The following is a 1966-nucleotide window of genomic DNA, read 5'->3' on the forward strand; positions in this document are numbered from 1 at the left end:
CCCATCAACATAAGTTTAGCGGATGTTTGACAACCGGGGGAATCCATGTAGCCGCGGGCACGCAATACAAAAGCTACCGCATAGTGCCGTAACCACTAAACCCAACGCAAAATGAAAATGCCACGCGTGCCAAGTCCCTCTTTAACGTTTGTTAAGTGTTTTTAGCTATCCGTCCCTTTTTTCTACCGCTTTTAAAGCACCTTTAGGTAACTTGCCATAGAGCTCAGCAACTTTTTTGGGACGAGATATGCGATCCTCTACTATGAAATTAACCATTTCAAATAAGCTATGTGCAATATCAGGATTATCTGTTAACTCTATTTCTCCCGGATGTACACCATTGTTACCGACAACTCTGCAGTAATCTAAAGCTTGTTGAACCTCGATGGGTAATCCTTTTTTTACAAGGGCACCGATATCATCGTTTATGTTTTTACCTTTTTCTCCTAGTTCAACCATTAACTTCTGGACGCATAAACGAAGTAAAGCGGCTGCAGCTCTTGGAGAACGTGCAACAATATCTCTTGCTTCATCATATTCAGATATGCAAGTTTCTGGTAAATCTTTATGAGCGGGAGGCACTGGTGCTTCAGATGGTACAACCATACGATCTTTATACCAGTACGAGTTGTCATAACAGTGTGAGCATTGGCTAAACTTAAAGTCCGTGGTGTGAGAACCTTGATAATTGCTCCACCTTAAATCTACCCAAGTTTGCTTTGCATACACACCGCATAAAATACAATGAAATTTTTCTTCACCAAATATTGGAGGGTAATACTTGCCCATTTTCTTCCCTTTATCTGATATAAACACTGACACTTAACGCCCGCTTAAGTGGTGAGCAACGCAATATGGTGTTTCCGCATACCACCTAAATCACTAAAATCAACGCATAGTAAAAATGCCACGCGTTGCGAATCCGTCTTGAAGCGTTTGTTAGCCGTTCATTCCCAAAGGTTATTGCCTACTCAACAGGAACTTACGCAAATCTCTTTCAGCTCGCATAACAAACAGAATAAAGACCTTGTCACCGTCTTGTTTATAGAAAACACGGCACGGATTAACGACAACTTCACGATAACTTAAATGTTCTAGTTCGGGCGGAATACGACCTGATTCTGGAAAAGTTTCTAGGCGTTCAACTTTAGAGAAGATCGTTTGTACCAACTGCTTTGCAGCTACAATATTTTCAAGTGCTATGTATTCAGCGATATCGTTGAGGTCAGATAGCGCTGGCTCAGTCCAGATTATTTCAGCCATTTTGACATTTTGTCCTTGGCTTCATCATGACTTACCACTTTACCGTCAGCTAGTGCACGCTCGCCTCGTGCAATGCCCTCCAGAATAACCAAACGATTTTGCATAAACTCGTAATCATCAACATCAACTAGATACGCTGATGGCTTACCATGCTCAGTAATTAATACTGGTTCTTTAGTGTCGTGGAGATCAGCGAGGATCTTGGTTGCTTGACGTTTAAGTGATGTAACTAGTTCTACTTTCATGAAAGCTGCTCCAAAGGAATACTAGAGTGATACTATTCTATCACTTTAAGTATAGCAAGCTCCATGACGGCTAACGAATGATATGGACTCCCTCTACCTGACACTCTGCGTGCCATACTTAGTACACGCTGAAGAACTGGAGGTTACTATGTCCACCATTCAAACTATTGGCGTTGACCTTGCCAAGAATGTGTTCAGTATTCACGGCGTTGATGCATATGGCAAGTGCGTCCTACGCAAAACTGTCAAAAGAAACAAACTCTTAGACACATTCGCGAAGTTACCTCCCTGCCTCATCGGTATGGAGGCGTGCTCTGGTGCACACCACTGGGCGAGAGAGCTACTGAAACTAGGTCATAACCCGAAAATTATGGCGTCCAAATTCGTTATTCCATATCGACAAAATGAGAAGAACGATGCCAATGACGCAGAGGCCATCTGTGAAGCGGTATCTAGAC

At 42.6% G+C, this 1966-nt stretch carries 3 protein-coding genes and 1 pseudogene; 1 reads left to right on the forward strand and 3 read right to left on the reverse strand.

Annotated elements, in window-relative coordinates; translation table 11 throughout:
• Window positions 1-165: 165 nt before the first annotated feature.
• From ACED41_RS21425 to ACED41_RS21435, 3 genes are all read right to left on the reverse strand, one after another.
• On the reverse strand, window positions 166-789 hold the full coding sequence (locus ACED41_RS21425) for a DUF4145 domain-containing protein (protein ID WP_102427902.1): 624 nt from the start codon (window positions 787-789) through the stop codon (window positions 166-168).
• Window positions 790-960: 171 nt separating this feature from the next.
• A complete protein-coding gene (locus tag ACED41_RS21430; protein ID WP_017040380.1) occupies window positions 961-1263 on the reverse strand; it encodes a type II toxin-antitoxin system RelE/ParE family toxin in 303 nt (100 codons plus the stop codon).
• Window positions 1251-1508, reverse strand: coding sequence for a type II toxin-antitoxin system Phd/YefM family antitoxin (locus tag ACED41_RS21435; protein ID WP_017038125.1), 258 nt, complete (start codon window positions 1506-1508; stop codon window positions 1251-1253). The genes ACED41_RS21430 and ACED41_RS21435 overlap by 13 nt, the downstream gene beginning before the upstream one ends.
• Window positions 1509-1656: 148 nt before the next feature.
• Here ACED41_RS21435 and ACED41_RS21440 point away from each other — a divergent pair.
• A pseudogene (locus ACED41_RS21440) lies at window positions 1657-1966 on the forward strand (IS110 family transposase); the annotation flags it as partial.

The sequence above is a fragment of the Vibrio sp. 1F255 genome (assembly GCF_041439145.1).
GTDB classification, from domain to species: domain Bacteria; phylum Pseudomonadota; class Gammaproteobacteria; order Enterobacterales; family Vibrionaceae; genus Vibrio; species Vibrio crassostreae_C.

Excerpts from the sequence above, each read along its gene's own strand:
- ACED41_RS21425 (WP_102427902.1), bottom strand. The coding sequence starts at position 789 with ATGGGCAAGTATTACCCTCCAATATTTGGTGAAGAAAAATTTCATTGT.
- ACED41_RS21430 (WP_017040380.1), bottom strand. The coding sequence starts at position 1,263 with ATGGCTGAAATAATCTGGACTGAGCCAGCGCTATCTGACCTCAACGAT.
- ACED41_RS21435 (WP_017038125.1), bottom strand. The coding sequence starts at position 1,508 with ATGAAAGTAGAACTAGTTACATCACTTAAACGTCAAGCAACCAAGATC.